16 protein-coding genes are annotated in these 21543 nt (G+C 69.8%); 9 read left to right on the top strand and 7 right to left on the bottom strand.

The window, feature by feature from the left end; all coding sequences use genetic code 11:
• The first annotated feature begins 155 nt into the window (after window positions 1–155).
• Window positions 156–506 (top strand): hypothetical protein, encoded by a 351-nt coding sequence (locus ASC81_RS02155; RefSeq protein ID WP_056262113.1) that lies wholly within the window; start codon window positions 156–158, stop codon window positions 504–506.
• A gap of 72 nt (window positions 507–578) precedes the next feature.
• Here the strand turns inward: ASC81_RS02155 and ASC81_RS02150 are convergent, their stop codons facing one another.
• From ASC81_RS02150 to ASC81_RS02130, 5 genes are all read right to left on the bottom strand, one after another.
• The gene (locus tag ASC81_RS02150; RefSeq protein WP_056262111.1) at window positions 579–2783 is read right to left on the bottom strand and encodes a molybdopterin-dependent oxidoreductase; all 2205 of its coding nucleotides are present in this window, start codon (window positions 2781–2783) and stop codon (window positions 579–581) included.
• Between the two features lie 130 nt (window positions 2784–2913).
• Window positions 2914–5001, bottom strand: coding sequence for a GGDEF domain-containing protein (locus tag ASC81_RS02145; RefSeq protein WP_056262108.1), 2088 nt, complete (start codon window positions 4999–5001; stop codon window positions 2914–2916).
• A 209-nt stretch (window positions 5002–5210) separates the two neighbouring features.
• Entirely contained in the window at window positions 5211–6272 is a 1062-nt protein-coding gene (locus ASC81_RS02140; protein WP_056914108.1) for a cupin-like domain-containing protein, read from the bottom strand.
• A gap of 67 nt (window positions 6273–6339) precedes the next feature.
• Window positions 6340–7218 carry an alpha/beta hydrolase gene (locus ASC81_RS02135; protein WP_200946669.1) on the bottom strand — a complete coding sequence of 293 codons (879 nt, stop codon included), beginning with the start codon at window positions 7216–7218 and terminating at the stop codon, window positions 6340–6342.
• Complete coding sequence (locus tag ASC81_RS02130) at window positions 7209–8291, bottom strand: alpha/beta hydrolase (RefSeq protein ID WP_235533545.1); 1083 nt, start codon at window positions 8289–8291, stop codon at window positions 7209–7211. The genes ASC81_RS02135 and ASC81_RS02130 overlap by 10 nt, the downstream gene beginning before the upstream one ends.
• On the opposite strand from ASC81_RS02130, the gene ASC81_RS26855 reads away from it, so the two are divergent.
• Window positions 8290–8796, top strand: coding sequence for a hypothetical protein (locus ASC81_RS26855; RefSeq protein ID WP_156391668.1), 507 nt, complete (start codon window positions 8290–8292; stop codon window positions 8794–8796). The genes ASC81_RS02130 and ASC81_RS26855 overlap by 2 nt on opposite strands.
• Window positions 8797–8895: 99 nt before the next feature.
• Here the strand turns inward: ASC81_RS26855 and ASC81_RS02125 are convergent, their stop codons facing one another.
• A complete protein-coding gene (locus ASC81_RS02125) occupies window positions 8896–10047 on the bottom strand; it encodes an ANTAR domain-containing response regulator (protein ID WP_162245848.1) in 1152 nt (383 codons plus the stop codon).
• Between the two features lie 296 nt (window positions 10048–10343).
• Here ASC81_RS02125 and ASC81_RS02120 point away from each other — a divergent pair, with 296 nt between their 5' ends.
• Both ASC81_RS02120 and ASC81_RS02115 read left to right on the top strand, forming a co-directional pair.
• On the top strand, window positions 10344–11600 hold the full coding sequence (locus ASC81_RS02120) for a nitrate/nitrite transporter (RefSeq protein WP_056264168.1): 1257 nt from the start codon (window positions 10344–10346) through the stop codon (window positions 11598–11600).
• A gap of 61 nt (window positions 11601–11661) precedes the next feature.
• Entirely contained in the window at window positions 11662–12126 is a 465-nt protein-coding gene (locus tag ASC81_RS02115) for a hypothetical protein (RefSeq protein ID WP_056262096.1), read from the top strand.
• Here ASC81_RS02115 and ASC81_RS02110 read toward each other — a convergent pair whose 3' ends face one another.
• Window positions 12127–13875, bottom strand: a complete 1749-nt coding sequence (locus ASC81_RS02110; protein ID WP_056262095.1) for a bifunctional protein-serine/threonine kinase/phosphatase — start codon at window positions 13873–13875, stop codon at window positions 12127–12129. It lies immediately after the preceding gene.
• A 204-nt stretch (window positions 13876–14079) separates the two neighbouring features.
• Between ASC81_RS02110 and nirB the strand changes: the two genes are divergently transcribed.
• The 5 genes from nirB (at window position 14080) to cobA (ending at window position 21465) form a co-directional block, all read left to right on the top strand.
• Window positions 14080–16530, top strand: coding sequence for a nitrite reductase large subunit NirB (gene nirB / locus ASC81_RS02105; RefSeq protein WP_056262091.1), 2451 nt, complete (start codon window positions 14080–14082; stop codon window positions 16528–16530).
• Window positions 16530–17312 carry a type IV pili methyl-accepting chemotaxis transducer N-terminal domain-containing protein gene (locus tag ASC81_RS02100; RefSeq protein ID WP_056262089.1) on the top strand — a complete coding sequence of 261 codons (783 nt, stop codon included), beginning with the start codon at window positions 16530–16532 and terminating at the stop codon, window positions 17310–17312. The genes nirB and ASC81_RS02100 overlap by 1 nt, the downstream gene beginning before the upstream one ends.
• Window positions 17313–17317: 5 nt before the next feature.
• A complete protein-coding gene (nirD, locus tag ASC81_RS02095) occupies window positions 17318–17701 on the top strand; it encodes a nitrite reductase small subunit NirD (protein WP_056262086.1) in 384 nt (127 codons plus the stop codon).
• A 174-nt stretch (window positions 17702–17875) separates the two neighbouring features.
• Window positions 17876–20617, top strand: coding sequence for a nitrate reductase (locus ASC81_RS02090; protein WP_056262082.1), 2742 nt, complete (start codon window positions 17876–17878; stop codon window positions 20615–20617).
• Window positions 20614–21465 carry a uroporphyrinogen-III C-methyltransferase gene (gene cobA / locus ASC81_RS02085; RefSeq protein ID WP_082536190.1) on the top strand — a complete coding sequence of 284 codons (852 nt, stop codon included), beginning with the start codon at window positions 20614–20616 and terminating at the stop codon, window positions 21463–21465. Before ASC81_RS02090 ends, cobA begins: the two co-directional genes overlap by 4 nt.
• Window positions 21466–21543 lie beyond the last annotated feature (78 nt).

Here is a 21543-nt window from a genome sequence, read left to right as displayed (position 1 = left end):
CCCAAATTCGGCGCGACGCGGGGCGTCCAGGCCCTCGGGTGGGGCAGCCCACAGCTCAAAGAGGCCGTTTGGCGAGGATTTCAAGCTGGCATGGGGTTTGCACTAGTGGAAATGCCGAGGCGACTGGCCTCGGGGAACCTAAGGAGTACCTCACCATGAATGCCTGGACGAATCTGCGACCCCTCACCCTGACGGCCGCTCTGCTCGCAACCCTGACGCTCACCGCGCCCGCGAGTGCCCAGGAACCCACCGTGCCCGCCGTGGCCGACCGCGTCATGCTGCGCGGCGCACAAGGCGAATACCTGCTCGACGACGGCCGCACGCTCAAGGTCCATGTCGGCGTGCGCCGGCTGGGCGTCAGCGTCGACGAAAGCCCGCTGGAAACCTGGCGTGCCGAGAACGCCGAGCTGCTGATCAGCCCCGATGGCCTGCGCCGTCTGCGCCTGTATCGCAATGTCGACGGCTCGGTGGACCGCATCGCGCTGGAGACCGACCGGATGCGTTGAGCTGGTGCGTTAGCCGGGTCGTCTGCGAGCGGACATCGGTGCCGCACCGCGGCGCCCGGCCCTCTACCGGCGTCAGGCCGGCGCGATCTCCACGGCCACGCCGCTCAGCACCGCGTTGCCGCTCAACGGATCGCGCGCCGCGTCATCCAGCAGCGCGTTCATGTTGACGCCGGGCCGCTCGCGCGCCACGCCGAGGAGCACGCCGTCCAGGTCATGCCCCCAGCCATGCGGCAGGCTCACCACGCCGAGGCTCATGTCGGCGCTGCGCTCGACGCGTGCGACCAGCTCGCCCACCGCACTCTTCACCCGCGCGAACTCCGTCAGGCCCAGACGCTCGGCGTCCTCGGGGTGGACCAGGAGCGTGCAGCGGTCCGGTCCCTTGGCCAGGATGGGCAGGTTGTGCATCCAGCTGTTGCCCGAGCGCACATCGCGCCGGCCGATCAGGCTGAACGCGGGTGCGGCCGCAGTCTTCACCTGGGCCAGGTCCGCCAGCACGGCGGGCGGCGCCAGCTCGATCTTGCCGCTGGGCGTGCGCAGCACCTCAGGGATGCGTGCGGCCAGCGCGCCGAGATCGATGCCGCCGCCCTCCACCGTGCTCGCCGCCTTGACCTTGGCGAGGTTGAGGCCCGTGGGCTTGGCGCCGAACTGGTCGCCATACGGGCCGACGCGCAGTTGCAGGTCGATGAGGCGCTCGGGGCCGCGCCAGGGTTGCAGCGCAGCCAGCAAGGCCGGCGTGTTGTCGCCCGCAAAGCGCCTCACGTCGGACTCGATGGCGTCGTCATCGAGCTGCTGCACGTCCACGCCGAGGCCGCGGCCTTCAAGCAGCGCGCACAGCCGCAGGATGGTTTGCCATTCCTGCGGCGTGCCGGCCGGTGCGTCGAACACCGGGCCGCTGAAGCGCGCATGGTTGCGGTGGCTGAGCTGCGGGAAGGCGACGTCGAAATGCAGGTCCTGCAGCGGCGACAGCCCCGGCAGGATGACGTCGGCATGGCGGCTGGTCTCGTTGACATAGATGTCCATGCTGAGCATGAAGTCCAGGCCTTCCAGCGCCTGGGCGATGCGCGGGCCGTTGGGCGCGGACAGCACCGGGTTGCTGGCGATCGTGATCAGCGCCTTGATCTGGCCCGCGCCCGGCGTTTCCATCTCCTCGGCCATCACGGTGATGGGCAGCTCGCCGAAGACCTCGGGGGCGTTGGACACGCGGCTGTGCCGGCGCCCCGTCGTGACGCCCTTGCCGCTGCCCGGCTTGCCCTGGGTGTTGGGCGCGAAGGCGGCGGCCTTGGCGAACATCGCGCCGCCTTCGCGGTCGAGGTTGCCGGTCAGCGCATTGATGAGGTCGACCAGCCAGGAGTTGACCGTGCCGAAGCGCGTCGTGCAGGTGCCGATGCGGCCATAGACGGCGGCGCGCGGCGCGGCCGCGATCTCGCGGGCGATGCGGCGCTGGGTGTCAGCCGGGATGCCGCAGCCGGCGGCCGTCACCTCGGGCGCGAAGGCCGCCAGCGCGGCGCGCGCCTCGTCCAGGCCGTTGACATGGTCGGCCAGGCGGCCGAGCTTGACCAGGCCTTCGTCGAACAGCGTGTGCGCAATGCCGGCCAGCAGCAGCGCATCACCACCGGGGCGGATGGCCAGGTGCTCGTCGGCCTGCGCGGCCGTCTCGCTGCGGCGCGGGTCGACGACGACGATGCGCCCGCCGCGCGCCCGCATGGCTTTGGCCTTGCCGCGGTAGTCGGGCACCGTCCACAGGCTGCCGTTGCTGACCATGGGGTTGGCGCCCAGCATGAAGAGGTAGTCGCAGCGCTCGATGTCGGGCAGCGGGATGCTCAGCCAGTGGCCGAACATCAGGCCGGCGCTGAGCTGCTTGGGCATCTGGTCCAGCGTCGACGCGCTGAACGCATTGCGCGTGCCGAGCGCGCGCACGAGGCGGGGCGTGTAGGCCAGCAGGCTGACCTTGTGCGCGGCCGGGTTGCCGATGGTCAGCCCGACCGAGTCTGGCCCCTGCTCGCGCCAGATGGGCAACAGCCGTTTCTCGATCTCGGCAAAAGCCTCGTCCCAGCTGGCCGGCACGAACTGGCCGTCGCGCCTGATCAGCGGGGTGCGCAAGCGGTCGGGGTCCTCGTGGAGGTCCTTCAGCGACACGCCCTTGGGGCACAGATAGCCGTGGCTGAAGACGTCGTTGTCCGCACCGCGGATGCTGATGACCTTGGTGCCTTCGGTCTTGACCTCAAGCCCGCAGCAGGCCTCGCACAGCGGGCAGATGCGGTAGTGGGTCTCGGGCATGGCAGGTCTCCTGGTCGGTCTGTCAAACGATTGTGCGGCGCCGAGCCGAGGGGCCGCGTCAAGCGGGCGACATGAGCCGGGAGGTCGTTGACCGCGCGCGCCAGCTCCTAGAACTGCGCCAACCCGCGCTTCAGGATGCGGGCCAAACGATCTCGCGCCCGTCACTGCAGCGCAGCGTCCAGATGCCGGCCTCGACGCCAGCCCGCAATTCCCGGGTTTCGACGTGCTCGGGGGCTTTACGCGCCTCCGAGGCGGTGACGCCGACCCAGACGTCGCGGCCGCTGGCCTTGGCGACGTACAGACATTGGTCGGCAAGCGCCACGGTGTCGTTCCAGTCCACCGGCGCGCTGCCCTCAGCGTGCTGTTGCAGGGGGTGGCAGGCGTAGCCGATGGAGCAGGTCTTGCGCAGCACCTGGCCGTCGTCCAGCACGAAGCCGTGGGCGGCGATGCTGGCGCGCAGCCGCTCGGCCAGCACGTGGATCTCGCCGGCGTTGGTCTGGCGGGCGAAAACGAGGAACTCCTCGCCACCCCAGCGCACGAGGGTGTCCGACTCGCGCAGCTGTCGTTGCAGCACGGTGGCGCACTGCCTGAGCACAGCATCGCCGGCCGCGTGTCCGTGCATGTCGTTGACGGCCTTGAAGTGGTCGACGTCGATCATCAGGAAGACGACGTCGGCGTTGGCAGGCGCGCCACCCGCGTTGGCGAGCAGGCGCCGCGCTTGCGCCAGGTCGTCCTGCACGCTGCTGACCAGGTGGCGACGGTTGCGCAAGCCGGTCAGCGGGTCTGAGAACGCCATGTCGCGCATCGCCCGGTAGGCGCGCTTGACGTGATGGCGGCTGATGGCCGCGACAACGGCCGCCGCCAGCCCCATCACGGCGGCCAGGACCAGCACCCAGTGGAAGCGCTGCCGGTACTGCCGCTCGTGCTCCAACGCTTCGATCTGGCGCTGCTGCTTGTCGGCCTCGTAGGCGGCCTGCGCCTCGGCAATGCGCTTGTGGTCGGCCGCCTTGCGAACCTCGTCGCTCAGGCGTTTGAACTGCAACGCCGCCTCGTAGGCCCGCGGGTAGTCGTGGGCGAAGGCGAGTTCCTCGGCCAGCAGGCCCTGGATGTCCGCCGCGTTCGCGGCCATGCCCGGTGTTGCCGCAAAGGCGGCGATGGCATTGCTGATCCATTCGATGCCGCCGGGCTGCCCAAGCCGGTTCAGGGCAATGCCCTTGTTGACCCAGCACACCCATAGCGACTCCTTGTCGCCGCTGCGTTCAACGAGCGGAATGGCTTCCTCGGCATGGCCCAGCGCGGCGCGGTAGTCCTTCTTCTGAAGCGCGACATCGGCCAGATTGGTCGCTGCGACGGCGAGGTTGTAGGGCCTCAGCTCGTCCTGCGCCGCGGCCCGGGCCTTGAGCAGCGCCTCGCGCTGTTCGTCGGTGCGTCCGAGCAGGCCGAGAAAATGGCCCTTGCGCAGGTAGTAGCCGGACAGGACGGAGCGCTCTCCCGCGGCCTCTGATGCGTCGATCGCGCGTTGCACCGTGCGCAACGCTTCGTCGACGCGACCCGAACGCGAATGCACCAGGGCGATGGCGGTCAGCGTCTGGGAGAACTCGAAGACGGCGTCGGGGCGCTCGTCGAGGATGCGCAGCGCCCGCGTCGACAGTTCCGTCGCTTCGGGCAACCGGCCTAGGCCCAAGGCTGCCATGCCGGCAAGCCGCCAGATGTCCGCCGCGAGCAGGCGCGCGTCGGCATTCGCCTCGTCCCCAGCCAGTGCCGGCAGCCGGAGCGCGACGCCCTGGTAGCGTTTGAGCAGTTCGTCATGCCGGCGCGCGTCCAGCAGCGCTGCCATTGCCAGCCGGTCGAAATGCAAGCGCTCCGACTCGTCGCGCGCCTGCTGCCGGCCGATGCCGGCCTGGGCAACGGCCTCGTCGGTCTGTTCCAGGCGGCTCAGGTCGCGCACCAGGCGCGTACGCAGCCAATGGCGATCCGCGGGCGTGAGCCCCGCTGCGGCGAGCGCCTGTTGGGCCAGCGTGATCGAAGCGAGGGGCCGCCTGCGGTCGTCGGCGGCGATCCTGGCCTTCAGTTCGTCGATGTCCGGGGCGCTCGCCTGGGCCCCGGGAGCCGAGGCCGCACTTGCTGCCGCGACCGACTGGGCCCGGGCGACGGCCGGCGTGCCAAAGGCCGCGCATCCGGCCAACAGGGCAGCCGCCAGCCGCACGGCGGATCGCATCGCCCTGCTTGCTATGCGAGACCGGCCCGTTCGAATGTTTCCTTGCGCCATAACCCGTCTGTTGCGCGCCCCCGATGCGGTGGGCAGCTGCGCTGGCCGAGTCTAGGTTGGCCGCCGGTGCCTCGCAGCACTACCGTTGCCATTGGAACGAAAAGGATGCGTGCAACTTTCCTCGCTCGGGGCGCCCCTGAGCCCCGCGCGCCGCCGCGCTACCAGTTGCCGATGGTCGGGTTCACGTAGCTGAACTCGTTGGGCACGCCGGCGTCGAAGTTGGTGTACGAGAAGGACATGCTCATCTCCAGCGACGACACCTGGTGCCACCAGCCCAGCGGCAGGAACAGCGTGTCGCCGGGCTCCAGCACGGTCTCCAGCACGACGGCCTCGCGCAGCCGCGGGTAGCGGTCAAAGTCCGGTGCATCCAGGTCGATGGGGCTGTAGACGCCCATGCGGTTGTAGAGCAGCGGCGTCTGCAGCGGCGACACGAAGCGCCAGCGCTTGCGGCCGACGACCTGCGTGTGGAACAGCATCAGCGTGTCGTGATGCAGCGGCGTGCGCGTGCCGGCCGGGCCGAACCAGAACGATGCGGCGGTGTGCAGCAGGGCCGGGTCGCAGATGGGCGGCATGCGGCCGATGTCGGCCAGCAGCGGCATGAACTCGGGCCGGCGCAGCATCTCGTCGTTGGCCGTCAGGTAATGGTCGTTGGTGGCGCCGCCGCTGACGACGAGGTCGACGAACTCGGCCACCTTCATGCGCTGGCGCAGCTTTTCCTTGTTCTGCTCGAACAGCGCGTCGGTGTTGCGGCCGACCTGCACATCGACGTCGAGGTGGCCGAAGCGCTCGCGCAGGTCGGCGGGCGACCAGCGGCCCATGGCCGGCCAGTCCTCGGCCACGTCGGTCAGCACGACCGGCCGGCAGCCCCAGACATAGCGCTCCAGGAACTCGTCGCGCCCGACACCGCGGCGCTTCTCGACCACGGCATAACCGGGCGCCGCCTGCCACACCTGCTGCAGGTTGTTGCAGACCGACTCCAGCTTGCGCAGCATCTGCTGGTGGCGGCGGGCGGCCTGGAAGACCGGGTCCTGCTCGATGTGGGCAATGGCCGCTGCGCTGCGCTCCGGGTCCTGGCCGGCGGCGATCATGGTGTCGAGCATGGAGGCCGGCGCGCATTCCCAGAGCCGGTTGTCGGCGACCCACAGCAGCCAGTCGGGCGTCAGGTCCAGCAGGGCGGCCGGCCGAGGGCGGGGCGGAGGCTTAATCGGAGAGAGCGTCATGGCGGCAAGGTGTTGATGGCCAGCGAGCGGCATTGTGAAGGCGCCGCAACTGGTATTGACAGGGCCGTCAGCGCACCGCCCTGACGATGCGCGCCACCACCTCCTGACCGGCCGGCGTCCAGGGCGCGATGAGTTCGAAGTGGCCTGCTCCTTCGAGGTTGACGACCTCCACCGTGTCGCCCAGCGCGGTGGCGCGGGCGCGGTAGTCGTCGCTGGCAGCAGGCGGCACGATGCGGTCCTGCGTTCCCTGCATCAGCGTCTGCGGCAACCGCAGCGGCAGCAGGGCCAGTGGCGAGGTGTCCTGCAGCAGCGCGGGCGTCGGCGCGCTGCCCAGCAGTTGATCCACGGAGGTGCCGCAAAGCTTGCGTTGCGACGCCTGGGCCAGGTCCGGGATGCCGGCGACGGCCACCACCGCGGGGATGGGCAGCGGCGCCGCGGCCTTCAGCGGGCTGGCTGCGGCGATGCGCGGCCGGGCGGCAGCCCACAGCGCCAAGTGGCCGCCCGCGGAGTGGCCGGTGGCGACGAGGCGCTTCAGGTCCAGCGGATAGCGGCGAGCGAGGGTGTGCAACCGGTCCGCACCGCGTGCCACGTCGTCGAAGGTGCCGGGATAGCCGCCACCCGGGTGGCCCACGCGGCGGTAGCTGATGCTCCACACGGCCACACCCGCGGCGCGCAGCGCATCGGCCTGAAAGGCCAGCAGCTCCGGCCCCGGCAGGCTGGCCTGCCAGCAGCCGCCATGGATCATCAGCACCACCGGATGCGGGCCCTCGCCCTTGGGCAACCACAGCTCGCCGAACTGCTGCGGCGCGTCGCCGTAGGCCAATCGCTGGTCCGGCTGCGGCCGGTCGGGCCGGTCGAGCACTTCGAGGAAGGTCAACGTCTGCGCGGGCACGGACAGGGCCAGTGGCAGCGCCAGGCTCATCAACAGGCGCGGGATCAGTCGCATAGGCTCAACCAGTCTTGCAGTTGCTGCAGCACGGCTGCATCGGTCTGCAGGCCCATGTGGCCGAGACCGGTGAACAGAGCCGTGTCGGTGAAAGCCAGGCGGCGCGCCGGCGAGCGGTGCTGGCCCAGCGCACTGGCCACCGGCACGAGGCCATCGCCCAGCCAGCGCGCTGGTGAGCCGCTGGCCTTCTTCGACGTGGTGGCCGCGATGGCATAGCAGGCGACGCCCTCGGGCAGCGGCAAGGGGCTGGCCTTGCCGGCATCCTCTTCGAGCAGGCTGGCGTGGCGCAGGTCGCGGATGCCGGCACTGCGCCTGGCGGCCAGGCCGGCCAGCGGGCGCGAATAGGCACTGAAGGCCAGCAACTGCTGCACCTGCTGACCGCCGCGCTCCAGCGGCGCGCCCTGGTGGGGCGTGCCCAGCGTGACCAGGCATTGCAGACGCTTGCGCCAGCGCCGCCGGCCCGCCTGCGCGATGGCGCTGCGAATGACCAGGCCGCCCATGCTGTGGCCAAGCAGCGTCAACGGGCCGGGCACCTCGTCCAGCCACCTGGCCAGTTCGGCGCCGTTCTTCCAGATCGATCGGCCGCTGTTGTAGCGCAGGCCCAGCGGCTGGTAGCCGAGTCGCGCCAGGGCAGCGGGGAAGTCGGCACCGTCACGCCGCCATTGCGCCTCGTTCATGCACAGGCCGTGCAGCATGACGAGGGGCGGGCCGGTGGCGCCGTCGACCAGAGGATGCAGGCTCATCGACGTGGCCAGCGGGTTCGCCGTTTGTTCAAGGTAGTCGCCCAGCACACCGTTCAGCGCGGCCAGCGTGGCGTTGGCGCTTGGGGGCTTGGCCTGCCCGAGCAGCGGCGTCAAGGCATTCAGCGCGATGTCCAGCCCGCCGCCCACCAACCGGGTCACGCCGCGCACGCTGCGGTAGACGAGGCCGGTGATGCCGGCCGTGCGTTCACGGTGCCTGGTCAGCGGCAGGCGCGTGATCTCGGCATGCATGGCCTCGACCAGGTTGGTCACGCCGGTGACGGCTTCCGTCGCGAGGCGACCGGTGCCGCGGAGCTGTTGAGGGTTGGGCATGGAGCGCATCATGCCGTTGTTGGTCGGCTGGATGCTTTTGCGGTTGTCCTTTCGACTCGGTGCCGAGTTGCCGGGAATCCGCCCCGGCGGGCGGGTAACTTTCTTCTGCGGCGCCAGAAGAAAGTCACCAAAGAAGAGGCGCTCAACCGCACGCGACCGCGGCGCCGCCGTCAGCGGCGCGCGAAAACAGTCACTGGCATTGCGGGCAGACGCGACCCGCTGCGCTCTCGCTGCTGTCCCTATGGCGAGCACCACGCATCGCCCCTTCACGCCGGTTAACGCCGGCTGCACGCCGGGCTATTCAGGGAATACCGCGTCGCTGGGGCGACGCCACTGGGGTTGCGCGTTGGTCGCGTCGCCCGAGCGACGCTGCTTTTGCTTTCCTCGTGAGCACGGCGTGCAGCCGCGCGTTGAGCGGGCATGTGATGTGGTGAATGGCGCTGGTGACAAGGTCAAGCTCGTGCATGTGGTGCTGGTGTGCGGTTCAGGGCCTCTTCTTTGGTGACTTTCTTCTGGCCCCGCAGAAGAAAGTTACCCGGCCGCCGGGACGGACCCCCGGCAATGCACCGAGCAGGCACGCGGTTCGCCAACGCACGACCAAAGATCACCCCAAGATCAACTGCAACGACCCCTGCAACGCCTGGATCAACGCCTCCAACGCTTGCAGCAGCCGCTCGCTGCCCTGATGCATGCGCTGCACCGCGTCACCCTGCTCCACGCGCAGCCCGCGCAGCAGCACCAGCCAGGCCTCGTCCACCGCCGCAAACGCCGGTTGCAGCGCAGGCCCGGCGAGCGGTGCGGCGCGCACTTCGCCATAGGCCTTGATGAACTCATCCAGACCCGCTGCGAGGCCGCTCGCGTCATGACCAGGCATGACCTGGGCGAGCAAACCTTCCTTGGCCAGCCGCTGGCTCAGCAGCCGCAAGCGGGTGACCTGCGCCAGCAGGGCGACCGGCCGCTGCCCGGCGCGCTCGGACAGGCGGGCCACCAGCGTCTCGCTGCTCTCCAGCAGGCGCTGCGCGGCACGGTCGCTGCGGGCCAGGTCGGGCTGGCGGGTGGCGAGCGCTGCGTCAAGCTGGGCCCAGGCGGCGGACACGGCATTCAATTCCTCGACCAGGTCATTGCGCAACAGCTCGCCCAGCCGCGCCAGGTTGCCTGCCACGCGCTCGGCCGATGCGTCCAGCAGCGCCTGAGCCTCGCGCTTCTCGGGCGGCGCCAGCTTGGGCCACTGGCGCAGGGCCTGCAGCTTGACGAGGCGCTGACTCAGCATGCGCTGGGCGCCGGCGCGCTCCAGCGCTTCGGCGAGTTCGGACGTGTGCACGACACCGCGCGCCACCTCGGGCAGCTTGGACTGGGTCTGCATCGCGGTGTTGCGCAGCAGCGCGAAGGCGGCCGCTTCGTCGATGCCGCGCGCCTGCATCAGCAGGCCCTTGGCGCGCTCGGTCCACTTGCGTTCATCCAGCTTGGCCTGCGCGGCGCTTTCACGCTGCTGCTGCTGGGCGGCCAGGTCGCGGGCCCAAAGCAGAGCCTCGGCCAGCACGGCGGCGTCGATGTCGGCCGGCAGCCATTGAACGACGCCGCGGGCCAGCAGCGCCCGGCGCTCTTCCTGCGACGGCGGCGGCGACAGCAGCACCACCGGCAGGCCAAAGGCCCGCTCGGAGTGCGCGAACTGCGCCAAGGCGGTGCGGTCCGGGCATGACAGCAGGCCCAACGCCGGCCCATCGGCGGGCGCGGCAAGCTCAGAAATGGTGCGCACGGACCAGCCCTGGACCTGCAAGGCGGCGGCCTGCGGGGGCGTTTCGGGGCTGCATAACAGCAGTGGCAATGCAGAGGCGGAAGCGGTATCGGACATAGGCTCAGACATCACGCCCCAAAAAGGCGCAAGAAACAGGCCAGCCAGCTCGCCGTTGAGTGGGCATGGGGCTTGCAAGTATCGGGGACGGTGCGCGCAATGGTGCGCGCACACACCCGCTGCGCCGCCCTGCCGCCCTGGCACGCGACCGGTGGGTGGACGTGGGCGCTTGCAGTTGCCGTTGCATGATCGAGCCCACGATGTCCGCCTTCCAGAACTTCAAACGCGCCGGCCACTGGCCCACCTTGCTGGCAGCGTTCCTGTATTTCGACTTCTGCTTCGCCATCTGGGTGCTGAACGGCGCGATGGCGCCCTTCATCAGCGAGACCTTCGCGCTGACCCCGGCGCAGAAGGGCTTCATGATCTCGGTGCCCATCCTGGCCGGCGCACTCATGCGCTTCCCGCTGGGCGTGCTGGCCCAGTACATCGGCCGCAAGAACGCGGCGATGGTGGAGATGAGCCTGATCGTCGCGGCGCTGGGCTTCGGCTTTGTCTTCGTCGACAGCTATGACTCGGTGCTGGCCATGGGCGTGCTGCTGGGCATTGCCGGCGCCAGCTTCGGCGTGGCACTGAGCCTGGGTTCGGGTTGGTACCCGCCGCGCTACAAGGGTCTGGCCATGGGCATCGCCGGTGCCGGCAACTCGGGCACCGTGCTGGCCGTGCTGTTCGCGCCACCACTGGCCGCCAAGTTCGGCTGGCAGGCCGTCTACGGCCTGGCCGCGCTGACCATGCTGCTGCCGATGGCGGTGATGTGGATCGCCGCCAAGGAGCCGCCTGACCGCGAGCACCAGAGCCTGCGCGAGCATGTCAGCTGCCTGTTCGAGAAGGACGGCTGGGCCTTCAGCCTGATCTACATCGTCAGCTTCGGCGGCTTCATCGGCCTCGCCAGCTTCCTGCCCACCTATTACTACGACCAGTTCAAGGTCACCAAGATCGAGGCCGGCCAGCTGACCATGCTGGCCACGCTGATGGGCTCGGCCGTGCGCATCGCCGGGGGTGCACTGTCCGACCGCATCGGCGGCGTCAACACGCTGACCGGCGTGCTGGTGCTGGTGGCGGGCTCGCTGCTGGCCTGCGGCCTGGCCGGCGAGTCGCTGGTGCTGACTACCCTGCTCTTCATGCTGTGCTTTGCCGCCTTCGGCGCCGGCAACGGCGCCCTCTTCCAGCTGGTGCCGCTGCGCTGGCCGGTGACGACCGCGGTGGCCGGTTCGATGATCGGTGAGATCGGCGCGCTGGGCGGCGGTTTCCTGCCCAATGCGATGGGCCAGAGCCTGCAGCACACCGGCAGCTATTTCTGGGGCTTCGTGATCTTTGCCGTGCTGGCGCTGGTGATGCTGGTGATGCTGCGCGTCGTGCAGATCCGCTGGACCCGCACCTGGGCCGAGAAGGGTGGCCGCGCCCGCCCGGCGACAGCCGGCGCGCAGGACGCCGAGCCGGTGAACTACCAGCGCGTCTGAGCGGTGCCTGCCCCTCGCGCGGGGGACATGGGGCGGCAAGATGGGCCGGCACACTGCGGCCATGAGAACCGCCCTCGCCTTTTCCTTCCTCACCCTCGCCGCTGGCGCCCAGGCCGCCGTCGATTGCCAGTTCAACGGCCGCCCCGTCGTCGTCAGCGAGTCCTTCGCCGACTTCCATACCAACAGCCTCGGCAAGCGCGATGTGAATGGCTACCTGTCGATGTTCCGTTTGCTGACGATGGACGAAAGCGATGGCGGCCCGAACAGCGTCGAGCTGAAGACGATCGATGTCACCAAGCCCGGCAGGTATGCGCTGTCCAAGGACGCCGGCTGGCGCTCGCAGATCGACGTTCAGGGCGACACCGTGCCCACAACCGGCGGCGAATTCAACATCACCCGTTTGGAAGTGCGGGGCTCGACGGGCCGTGCCGCAGGCACGGTGACATTCAGCACGGCCAAGGTGAACGGCTCGTGCCGCTTCGACGTCGAACTGGTGGTCGTCGACCGCGGCCCGATGTTGCGCTGATCAGCGGGGCAGGAACATCAACCAGCCCATCAGCAGCAGGTTGAAGAGCACCGAGACCGCCAGCGCGATCTGCCAGCCTGTCAACACCTCGCGCGGCGGCCGGGCCGGGCGGGTCGACGCCGGCTGGTCGCGCGCCGCAAGTCGCTCCAGCGCCAGCAGCAATTCATCCGCCGTCTCGAAGCGGGCCCTGGCCTCGCGGGCGACGGCCCGCATGACGAGACGGTCGAGCGGCATCGGCACGCTGGGCTGCAGCCGGCTGACGCTGGCCGGCTCACGCTTGTAGCGGGCCAGCTGGTAGGGCTCGATCTCGCCGAAGGGCAGGCGGCCGGTCAGCGCCTGGTAGAGCGTCACCCCCAGCGCGAACAGGTCGGAACCGGCATCGGCGTGCACCGGCGGGTCCTGCCATTGCTCGGGGTTGATGTAGCTGGGCGTGCCGGCATGCAGCTCGCGCGACGCCGCTGGCGCGCGCGCGCTCAGGGCCACGCCGAGGTCCAGCACGCGCCACTGGCCGTCGTCGCCGAAGTGCAGGTTGGCCGGCTTGATGTCGCGGTGCACGACACCGGCCGCATGCAGCAGGCTCAATGAGCGCGCCACCGCGCTGCCAAGGGCCGCGGCTTGGGAGCTGTCCAGCAGCCCCCTGGCCAGCAGCTGCTCCAGCGTGTGGCCGGCATGCCAGTCGAACACGGCATAGAAATGGGTCGCACCATCGGCCGGCGGATGGACGCGCACGAAGCCGCTTTCACCACCGCGGCGGCGGTGGCGCGGCGCCTCGGCCAGGCGCAGGCCGAGCCAGATCTCATGCGCCAGCATGGCCCGCTCCTCCGGGTCGTCGGCGCGGCCGGGGCGCAGCATCTTCAGCGCAACGAGGCGGCCACTGGCCAGTTCGCGCGCCTGCAGCAGGCGGTGCACGCCGTTGTCGGCCACGACGGCCGTGACCTGGTAGCCGTCCAGCGTGGCGCCGACACCAAGTGCCCCCGGGCTGGGCAACGTGCGGCCCAGCGCCGCGAGATCGGCCAGGCCGGGGTCGGCCAGGTCCTTGATGTCCAGCACCAGGGCGGTCGCGTTGTCGTGACTGCCGGCGGCCAGCGCAGCGGCAGTCAGCGCGTCAGCCGCCGCCTGGGCGCCGGGCGTCGTGCGCAACAGGTCGCCGATCTGGCGGCTGCGCAGGGAACCGTGCACGCCGTCGCTGGTCAGCAGCAGGCGGTCGCCCACCTTGAGTTCACCGGCGCTGTGGTCCAGGCGCAGCGCGTCGTCCAGGCCCAGGGCGCGCGTCAGGCCGGCGAAATCGCGGCGCTCCATGCGGTGGTCCTGGGTCAGCAGCAGGCATTGGCCATCGCGCAGCAGCCAGGCGCGGCTGTCGCCGACATGGGCTAGCGCATAGCGGCGGCCACGCAGCGCAACGGCCGTCAAAGTCGTCAGCGCCTCGCGGGGCTGGCCGTCGGTGCCGGGCCGGCGGTTGTGCGCGGCCAGCCAGGCGTTCTGGTGGCCGAGCAGGCGGTCCAACGCCACGCTGGTGTCCCAGTCGGCCGGTACCGCATGGAAGTCGCGCAGCAGGCTCATGACCGAGGTCTGCGCCGCCATCAAGCCTTCCCCGCCCGAGCTCTCTCCACCACTCACGCCATCGGCCAGCGCCGCGACCCAGCCACGCTCAGCCTCGTGCGCGGCGGGCGCCTGCACGCCGGCGAAGTCTTCATTGCGAGGGCGCTTGCCCTGCAGGCTGGACAGGCCGGTGTCGAGTTCGAAGCGCATGGGCGTGAGTGGATCACCAACGGGCAGTCGCCCGGTGTTGGTGCAATTTGAGGGTGAGTGCACCCGCACCGGGCTCGCAATCGCTTCGGCGTGGGGCGCCGCTTGTCGTTTTGCACGCTGCGGCAGGGCTGAGGGCCAGCTTCATCGCTGGCACATGCCTTGCAAAGCAAAGGGCAGACCAGCTTTGCAGTTGAGAGGTTCGGCATGAAGAAGATGAAGCTCGTGATGGTGGGCAACGGCATGGCCGGTGTCCGCACGCTCGAAGAGCTGCTGAAGATCACGCCGGATCTCTACGACATCACGGTGTTCGGCGCCGAGCCGCACCCGAACTACAACCGCATCCTGCTGTCGCCGGTGCTGGCCGGCGAGCAGACCGTCGACGAGATCATCCTCAACCCGCTCTCCTGGTATGAGGAGAACGGCATCACGCTGCACCTGGGCAAGACGGTCACCGAGATCGACCGCGTGCGCCGCCGCGTCATCGCGGCCGATGGCACCGTGGCCGAGTACGACCGCCTGCTGATCGCCACCGGCTCGAATCCCTTCGTGCTGCCGGTGCCGGGCAAGGACCTGGATGGCGTCATCGCCTACCGCGACATCGCCGACACCAACGCGATGATCGACGCGGCCACCAAGTACAAGCACGCCGTCGTCATCGGCGGCGGCCTGCTCGGCCTGGAGGCTGCTAACGGCCTGATGCTGCGCGGCATGCAGGTGACCGTCGTCCACCTGGTCGACACGCTGATGGAGCGCCAGCTCGACGGCGTTGCCGGCGACCTGCTGCGCAAGTCGCTGGTCGACCGCGGCCTGAGCTTCATGCTCGGCGCGCAGACGCAGGCGCTGCTGGGCAACGAAGCCGGTCGCGTGCGGGCCATCCAGCTGAAGGACAAGAACGGCCAGTCCATCGAAGTGCCGGCCGACCTGGTCGTCATGGCCGCCGGCATCCGCCCGAACACGGCGTTGGCAGAGAAGGCCGGCCTGCACTGCAGCCGCGGCATCGTCGTCACCGACACGATGCAGACCGTGACCGACCCGCGCATCTACTCGGTCGGCGAATGCGCCGCCCACCGCGGCATCGCCTATGGCCTGGTCGCGCCGCTGTTCGAGCAGGGCAAGGTCTGCGCCACGCACCTGGCCCAGTTCGGCATCGGCCGCTACCTGGGCTCGTCGGTCAGCACCAAGCTCAAGGTGACGGGCATCGACCTCTTCAGCGCCGGCAACTTCACCGGCGGCGCGGGCACCGAAGAGATCGTCATGAGCGACCCCTTCGCTGGCGTCTACAAGAAGCTCGTCATCCAGGACGACCAGCTCGTCGGCGCCTGCCTGTATGGCGACACGGTGGACGGCGGCTGGTACTTCAAGCTGCTGCGCGAGGGCCGCAAGATCGCCGATATCCGCGACAAGCTGATGTTCGGCGAGGCGGGCGCCAACATCGGCGACGTCGGCCACCAGGGCGTCAGCCGCGCAGCGAGCATGGCCGACACCGACGAGGTCTGCGGCTGCAACGGCGTCAGCAAGGGCAGCATCTGCAAGGCCATCCGCGACAAGGGCCTGTTCACGCTGGACGAGGTACGCAAGCACACCAAGGCGAGTGCAAGCTGCGGCAGCTGCACCGGCCTGGTCGAGCAGCTGATCATGTTCACGGCCGGTGGCGACTACTCGGCCAGCCCGAAGAAGAAGGCGATCTGTGGCTGCACCGACGCCAGCCACCAGGACGCCCGCGACGTCATCGCCAAGGCCCATCTGCTGACCAAGGAAGAGGTCTTCCGCGCGCTGGACTGGAAGACGCCCAACGGCTGCGCCACCTGCCGCCCGGCCGTCAACTACTACCTGATCAGCACCTGGCCCAAGGAGGCCATCGACGACCCGCAGAGCCGCTACATCAACGAGCGCTCGCACGCCAACATCCAGAAGGACGGCCGCTACTCGGTCATCCCGCGCATGTGGGGCGGCGAGACGACGTCGAGTGAACTGCGCCGCATCGCCGACGCGGTCGACAAGTACCAGATCCCCACCGTCAAGGTCACCGGTGGCCAGCGCATCGACCTGCTGGGCGTCAAGAAGGAAGACCTCGTCAACGTCTGGAAAGACATCGGCATGCCCTCGGGCCATGCCTATGCCAAGGCGCTGCGAACGGTGAAGACCTGCGTGGGCAGTGAGTGGTGCCGCTTCGGCACGCAGGACAGCACGCAGATGGGCAAGGACCTGGAGCGCGCGTTGTGGCGCATGTACGCGCCGCACAAGGTCAAGATCGCCGTGTCGGGCTGCCCGCGGAACTGCGCGGAGGCCGGCATCAAGGACGTCGGCGTCATCGGCGTTGACTCGGGCTGGGAGATCTATGTCGCTGGCAACGGCGGCATCAAGACCGAGGTGGCGGAGTTCTTCTGCAAGCTCAAGACCCCCGAGGAGGTGCTGGAGTACAGCGGCGCCTTCCTGCAGCTGTATCGCCTGGAGGGCTGGTATCTGGAGCGCACCGTGCATTACGTCGCGCGTGTCGGCCTCGATCACGTCAAGAAGAAGATCCTCGAAGACGCCGACAACCGCCGCGCGCTGTGGGCGCAGTTGCAGTTCAGCCTGGACGGCGAGCCCGATCCCTGGTTCGACTTCGACAAGGCCCATGTGGACCTGCGCCAGTTCGACAAGGTGAGCGCCTGATGCTGAACCGGCGCGTCATCCTGCTTGCCGGCCTGGCCAGCCTCACAGAAGGTCCGGCCATCGCGCAAGGCCGCATCCACCAACTCGGCGAAGCCATCGACAAGGCCGGCGCCCAGCGCATGTTGAGCCAGCGCATGGGCAAGGCTTGGCTGGGCTTGTCGCGCCCCGAGCTGGCGGAGCGCGCCCGCACCGTGCTGAAGGCCAGCGAGGCCCGATTCGAGCGACAGCTCGGCGAGCTGCTGGCCTATGCACCCACGCCCGAGATCGCCGGCAGCTACCGCGCGCTGCAGCATCGCTTTGGCGACTACCGCGCGCTGCTGCAGAGCCCGCCGAGCCGTGAGCGCGTCGACGAGCTGCTGCGGACCTCCGGCGCGGTGCTGAACCTGGCCCATGTCGCCACCGGCCAATTGCAGGAACGCTCGGATGGCGCCACGGCAAGGCTGGTCAACGTGTCGGGCCGCCAGCGCATGCTGTCCCAGCGCCTGGCCCTGTTCTATCTGGCCGACCAGCAAGGCGCGCGGCCCGACCTGGTGCGCCGCGAGGCCGCCAAGGCCCGCACCGAATTCGTGGCCGCCATGGGTGTGCTGAAGACGGCGGCCGAAGGCTCGCCGGCCATCCTGTCCAACTTGGCGCTGGCCCAGAGCCAGTGGGTCTTCCTGCAGGCCGCGCTGGCCGGCGAAAGCCAGGGCCCGAAGGCGGCCAGCGACGTGTTCGTGGCGAGCGAGAACCTGCTCGCCGTGATGGAAACCGTGACCGGGCAGTTCGCCCGCCAAGTGGGGTGACGAGCATGGACGACTGGACCCGCATCTGTGCACTGCAGGACATCCCGGTGCTGGGCTCCCGCCGGGTGCAGCGCCCTGCCGGCGTCGACGTGGCCGTGTTCCGCAACGCCGACGACGAGGTCTTCGCGCTGCTGGACCGCTGCCCGCACAAGGGCGGCCCGCTGAGCCAGGGCATCGTCTTCGGCAAGAGCGTGGCCTGCCCGCTGCATAACTGGACCATCGGCCTGACCGACGGCTGTGCCCGCGAGCCCGACGAGGGCTGCACGCCAAGCTTCCGCGTGAAGCTCGATGGCGGGGAGGTTTTCCTGCTTCAGGTCGAGCTGGACACACTGGCGCTGGACTTGGTCGCCCCGGTAGCCGGCCCAAAGATTCCGATTGCGGTGGCTTGACGCTGGAGACAGCCCGCCTTAAAAGAACATGAACGAGACAAAGTCCACCCGCCCCTACTGTGGCGTCGGCCGCGGATACGCGCTGAAGCGCGATCCGCGTTGCGGTGACATGCAGCACTCCCCTCTCATCCCCTCGCCAAGCGAGGGGCTCCACAGCCGAGGGCGGGTATGACCATGCGCGAAACGAAATCCACATGTCCGTACTGCGGCGTCGGCTGTGGTGTTGTGATCGAACACGATGACACCCAGATCACCGGCGTGCGCGGCGACCCTGATCACCCGGCCAACTTCGGCCGGCTCTGCACCAAGGGCACCAACCTGCACCTGACCGCCACGCCGGTCGTCATACAGCACCAGCGCCTGCGTGAGCCGCAGCGGCGCGCCGAGCTCGGCGCTCAGCCTGAGGTCGTCAGCTGGGACCAGGCCAACCGCGAGATTGCCGACAAGCTGCTGGCCATCCGCGCCGAACACGGGCCGGAATCGATTGGCGTCTACATCTCCGGCCAGTTGCTGACCGAGGACTATCACGCCTTCAACAAGCTGGCCCGCGCCGTCATCGGCACGCCCCACATCGACTCCAACTCGCGGCTGTGCATGAGCTCGGCCGTCGTCGGCTACAAGCAGGCGCTGGGCGCCGATGCGCCGCCCTGCAGCTACGAGGACATCGAGCTGGCCGACTGCGTGCTGATCAGCGGCGCCAACCCGGCCTGGGCCCACCCGATCCTGTTCCGCCGCCTCGAAGCGGCGCGCGCGAACAAGCCGGGCCACAAGCTGATCGTCATCGACCCGCGCCGCACCGAGACGGCCGAACTCGCCGACCTGCATCTGCAGATCCGCGCCGGCACCGATGTGGCCCTGTGCCACGGCCTGCTGCACGCCGTCATCTGGCAGGGCTGGACGGCGGGCGACTTCATCGCCGCGTCCACCGAAGGCTTCGACGCGCTGAAAGAGCTGGTGCGCGACTGGGCACCGTCGCGCGCGGCGCAGGTCTGCGGCGTGCAGGAAGCCGACATCTGGCAGGCTGCCGAGTGGTTCGCCACCTCGCCCTCCTCGCTCAGCCTCTACTGCCAGGGGCTGAACCAGAGCAGCCGCGGCACCGCCAAGAACACGGCGCTGATCAACCTGCACCTGGCCACCGGCCAGATCGGCAAGCCCGGCGCCGGCCCCTTCTCGCTGACGGGCCAGCCCAACGCCATGGGCGGCCGCGAGAGCGGCGGCATGGCGACGCTGTTGCCCGGCCACCGTGACCCGGGCAAGGCCGAGCACTGGGCCGAGATCGAGGCGCTGTGGGGCGTACCCGGTCTGCCAGCCAAGCGCGGGCATACCGCCGTCGAGATGTTCGAAGCCGCTGCGCGGGGCGAGATCAAGGCGCTGTGGATTGCCTGCACCAACCCCGCCCAGTCCATGCCCGACCAAGCCACCGTGCGCCAAGCGTTGGAGCGCTGCGAGCTGGTCATCCTGCAGGAGGCCTTTGCCCACACGGCCACCGCCAGGTACGCCGACTACCTGTTGCCGGCCGCCACCTGGGGCGAGAAGGAAGGCACCGTCACCAACAGCGAGCGCCGCATCAGCCGCGTGCGCGCGGCCGTGCCTGCCGCCGCCGAGTCGCGTGCCGACTGGCGCATCGTGCGCGACATCGCCGCGCTGATCGACGCCGGCCTGGCCCGCGCGCCACGCATCGTCGCCAACGGCCCCGAAGACTTGTGGAACGAGCACCGCGCGGCCACCCGCGGCCGCGACCTGGATATCACCGGCCTGTCCTGGGTCACGCTGGAGACCGAAGGCCCGCAGCAGTGGCCCTTTGTCAGCGGGCCCACCGCGCGCCTGTATACCGACGGCCGCTTCGCCACTGCCAACGGCCGCGCCCGCTTCATCACCAAGGCCTACCAGCCGACGGCGGAGGTCGCATCCCCAAAGCGCCCGTTCGCGCTGACCACCGGCCGCATGCGCGACCAGTGGCATGGCATGAGCCGCAGCGGCAGTGTGCCCAACCTGTTCGCCCACGAAGGCCGGCCGCTGGTGCGCCTGCACCCCAGCGACGCCGCGCGCCGCAAGCTGGCCGAGGGCGAACTCGTGCATGTGCGTTCGCGCCGCGGCGAGGTCGTGCTGCCGCTCAAGCTCGACGAGAACGTGCCCTTGGCCGGCGCCGACATCGCGATGCACTGGGGCGACGAGTTCATCGGCGCGCAACACGGCGTCAATGCCGTCACGCAAGGCGCCTTCTGCCCCGACTCCAAGCAACCGGAGCTGAAGTTCAGCGCCGTCGCGATTGAGTCGGCCACCCTGCCCTGGCGCCTCAGCGGCTGCGCCTGGGTGGCGCCGGGCCAAGGCGCTGCGCTGCGCGAGCAACTGCGCGCATTGATGCCGCGCTTTGGCTACGCGCAATGCCTGCCCGAGCCGACCAAGACCGGCCTGGTCGGCTGGGCCTTCGAGGCCGCCTGCGCCGAGGCGCCCGCCGCCGAGCTGGTCGACCAACTGGCTGAGGCACTCGGCCTGTCTGGCGCCCACGTGCTGCGCTATGCCGATGCGCAGCGCGGCCGGCTGCGCCTGCTCAATCTGGATGGCGACGACCTGCAGGCCGCGCCGCTGCAGGCTCTGCTGCGCGTCGGCCAGCATGAGGAAGGCGCCTGGCTCGTCGACCTGTGGCGCGAGCGCACGGCAGCAAGCACCGTCGGCCGCTGGCTGCTGTCGCCCGGCGCGCCACCCACCAACACCGTCGCCGCCAGCCCGCAGGTCTGCAACTGCTTCGACGTGCGCGAAGACGTCATCCGCCTGACGCTCGCGCGCTGCGTTGGCAGCCCGGCCGAGCGCCTGGCGCAGCTGCAGGCCGAGAAGCGCTGCGGCACGCAATGCGGCTCCTGCCTGCCGGCACTGCGCCGCCTCGTCGCCACCACCCCTGAAGAGGTTCCCGCATGAGCACCCAAGTTGATTCGGAGGGCCGAGCGCCGGGCCGCTCCCAAGCCGGCCCTCATCCCCTCGGGGGATCGGTCGACGTACTCGGCGGCCGAGGGGCGCCAGTTGCGCTCGTGGGCGCCGGTCCCGGCGACCCGGAGCTGCTGACCGTTCGCGCCCTCAAGCGCATCGAAGGCGCCGATGTGGTGCTGGCCGATGACCTTATCGACCCGCGCGTGCTGGCGCTCGTCAAGGGCCGGCTGCTGCGCGTCGGCAAGCGTGGTGGCTGCGTCTCGACAGACCAGCACTTCATCCACGCGCTGATGATCAAGGAGGCCCGCGCCGGCCACCGCGTCGTGCGGCTCAAGGGCGGCGACCCGTTCGTCTTCGGCCGCGGCGGCGAGGAGGTCGACGCACTGCGCGAAGCGGGCCTGCAAGTGGAAGTGGTGTCAGGTCTCACCAGCGGCATCGCCGGCCCGGCCGCCGTCGGCATCCCGGTCACGGACCGGCGGTGCTCGCCTGGTGTCGCCCTGGTCACCGGCCACAACGGCGAAGCGGGCGTGGCGCCTGACTGGGCGGCGCTAGCGAAGAGCCGGCTGACGTTGGTGATCTACATGGGCGTGGCGCGCTGCGAAGCCATCGTGGCGGCGCTGCGCGAGGGCGGCATGCGCGGCGACATGCCGGCCGCGGTCGTCTCCGCCGCTCACACCTCGCGGCAGCGGCACGCGCTCACTACCCTCGCTCACCTGGCCGCCACGATCGAGCGCGAGCAGCTCGCCAGCCCGGCCCTGCTGGTGATCGGCGAGGTGGTCGCACTGGCAAACATGAACGCGCTCGTCAGCACCCACGCGCTCGCTGTGCGGCACGGTTAGCCGCTCGCGTCAACGCCTACTCCAGGGATACGCCCGCCAGTTCGCGGCGCAGACATTGCGATGCTGGATTCCAGGGGA

The sequence above is a fragment of the Pelomonas sp. Root405 genome (assembly GCF_001425165.1).
GTDB lineage: Bacteria > Pseudomonadota > Gammaproteobacteria > Burkholderiales > Burkholderiaceae_C > Pelomonas.
This window is presented reverse-complemented; position numbering and strand designations above follow the sequence as displayed.

Bases quoted from the DNA above. Each gene is read 5' to 3' on its own strand.
- nirB (WP_056262091.1), top strand. From the start codon at position 14,080: ATGAAGAAGATGAAGCTCGTGATGGTGGGCAACGGCATGGCCGGTGTC.
- ASC81_RS02120 (WP_056264168.1), top strand. From the start codon at position 10,344: ATGTCCGCCTTCCAGAACTTCAAACGCGCCGGCCACTGGCCCACCTTG.
- ASC81_RS02150 (WP_056262111.1), bottom strand. From the start codon at position 2,783: ATGCCCGAGACCCACTACCGCATCTGCCCGCTGTGCGAGGCCTGCTGC.
- ASC81_RS02145 (WP_056262108.1), bottom strand. From the start codon at position 5,001: ATGCGATCCGCCGTGCGGCTGGCGGCTGCCCTGTTGGCCGGATGCGCG.
- ASC81_RS02115 (WP_056262096.1), top strand. From the start codon at position 11,662: ATGAGAACCGCCCTCGCCTTTTCCTTCCTCACCCTCGCCGCTGGCGCC.
- ASC81_RS02135 (WP_200946669.1), bottom strand. From the start codon at position 7,218: ATGCGACTGATCCCGCGCCTGTTGATGAGCCTGGCGCTGCCACTGGCC.
- ASC81_RS02100 (WP_056262089.1), top strand. From the start codon at position 16,530: ATGCTGAACCGGCGCGTCATCCTGCTTGCCGGCCTGGCCAGCCTCACA.
- cobA (WP_082536190.1), top strand. From the start codon at position 20,614: ATGAGCACCCAAGTTGATTCGGAGGGCCGAGCGCCGGGCCGCTCCCAA.
- ASC81_RS26855 (WP_156391668.1), top strand. From the start codon at position 8,290: ATGGAGCGCATCATGCCGTTGTTGGTCGGCTGGATGCTTTTGCGGTTG.
- ASC81_RS02130 (WP_235533545.1), bottom strand. From the start codon at position 8,291: ATGCCCAACCCTCAACAGCTCCGCGGCACCGGTCGCCTCGCGACGGAA.
- ASC81_RS02110 (WP_056262095.1), bottom strand. From the start codon at position 13,875: ATGCGCTTCGAACTCGACACCGGCCTGTCCAGCCTGCAGGGCAAGCGC.
- nirD (WP_056262086.1), top strand. From the start codon at position 17,318: ATGGACGACTGGACCCGCATCTGTGCACTGCAGGACATCCCGGTGCTG.
- ASC81_RS02090 (WP_056262082.1), top strand. From the start codon at position 17,876: ATGCGCGAAACGAAATCCACATGTCCGTACTGCGGCGTCGGCTGTGGT.
- ASC81_RS02155 (WP_056262113.1), top strand. From the start codon at position 156: ATGAATGCCTGGACGAATCTGCGACCCCTCACCCTGACGGCCGCTCTG.
- ASC81_RS02140 (WP_056914108.1), bottom strand. From the start codon at position 6,272: ATGACGCTCTCTCCGATTAAGCCTCCGCCCCGCCCTCGGCCGGCCGCC.